The organism is Pseudonocardia ammonioxydans, assembly GCF_900115005.1.
GTDB classification, from domain to species: domain Bacteria; phylum Actinomycetota; class Actinomycetes; order Mycobacteriales; family Pseudonocardiaceae; genus Pseudonocardia; species Pseudonocardia ammonioxydans.
The window spans coordinates 1-1,156 of the sequence record NZ_FOUY01000163.1 but is presented as its reverse complement, the minus strand read 5'-3'; the positions used below and the strand labels follow the sequence as shown (position 1 = coordinate 1,156).

The 1,156-nt window shown below is 69.9% G+C and carries 1 protein-coding gene; it reads right to left on the bottom strand.

The features are described from left to right. Positions 1-1,130 (bottom strand): aminomethyltransferase family protein (locus tag BM093_RS34895; RefSeq protein ID WP_483880046.1); only part of this gene is annotated, 1,130 nt, incomplete at its 3' end. Between the last annotated feature and the right edge of the window lie 26 nt (positions 1,131-1,156).

Below are 1,156 nucleotides of genomic sequence, written 5' to 3'. Positions count from 1 at the left end.
GACATCCGCGACGAGGTGATCCGCCCGGCGATCCGCCCATCCGGGCGCAGGATCTGGGCGGCCTCGGCGGGCACGACCTGCCCGTCCTCGGGCTGGATCCCGACCAGCACCGGATAGCCGCCGCGTTCGGCCTGCCAGACCAGTTCGGGTTTGCCGATGAAGTCGTCCTTGTCCAGCTTGATCAACCCGCCGAGCCCGGCGGTGTAGCCCTGGGACAGGCCGTCGGTGTCCTGGCCGACGATGAAGTGCCCCTTCTCCAGGCGCAGGATCCGCTGGGCCTCCACCCCGAACGCGGTGATCCCCAGATCCTGCCCGGCCTCCATCACGCGTTCCCAGACGTGCAGGCCGTAGGAGGCCGGCACATGAATCTCATAGGAGAGTTCGCCGGTGAACCCGATCCGCCACAGCACACAGTCGGCGATCCCGGCCACGGTGCCGGTACGGACCCCCATGTAGCCGAACGCGTCCGGATCCAGGTCCACATCGGTCAACCGCGCCAGCAGCTCCCGCGACCGCGGCCCGGCCAGGTTCATGCTCGCGTAGGCGGTGGTGACCGGGGTGACGTGCACCTGCCACTCCGGGTGCGCGGTCTGAAGCTGGTCCTCGACCCACTCCCACACCCCCGCCGCCCCCGACGACGTGGTCGACATCAGGTAGTGCTCCGCACCGAGCCGGCCGGTGACCCCGTCGTCGAACACGACCCCGTCATCGGCACACATCACCCCGTACCGGACCCGACCCACCTCGAGTTTCGACCACTTGTTGACATAGAGGTGGTTGAGCAGCGTCGCCACGTCCGGGCCGCGCAGGTCCAGCTTCCCGATCGGGGTGACGTCGATCAGCCCGACCCCGGTGCGCACCGCACGCACCTCGGCGGCCGGGTCACCGTAGTGCTCCGGGCGGATCCACTGCCCGGCCACCAACGGCACCCCGTGGTGGCGCTCGTGCCAGGACTGCATCGGCGAGTGCCGCACCGGTTCCGGGACCCGCCCGGCCAACGCGCCCAGCGTGAACGGGGCATACATCGGCCGCCACGTCGTCGTCCCGGTCTCGGCGATCGTGCGCCCGGTCGCCTCGGCCAGCACCGCGACCGCATTGACGGTCTCCAACTTGCCCTGGGTGGGGCCCATCGTCACCGTCGTATACCGCTTCACCA